At 66.2% G+C, this 204-nt stretch carries 1 pseudogene; it reads right to left on the reverse strand.

Annotated features, from left to right (window positions below):
• Positions 1 to 101, reverse strand: a pseudogene (locus tag GT354_RS11050) (deaminase); the annotation flags it as partial.
• Positions 102 to 204 lie beyond the last annotated feature (103 nt).

Raw genomic sequence — 204 nt, forward strand, 5'->3', positions numbered from 1 at the left:
GCGAGGTACTCCGGACCCTCCAGGCCCCAGAACCCGGGCCAGCCCTCTCCCGATGCGTAGCCGTCGAGGGAGGTGATGAAATCGACGAGAAGCTCCGACATGGCGGTGTCCTTTCCTCAGGTGTCACAACCTTGGACCCGCCGGGAACCACAAACTCATCGGCCGCGCTGTTCGACCGGCCGATCGAGGGCCGGATCCTCCCCC

Source organism: Streptomyces sp. SID3343 (genome assembly GCF_009865215.1).
GTDB lineage: Bacteria > Actinomycetota > Actinomycetes > Streptomycetales > Streptomycetaceae > Embleya.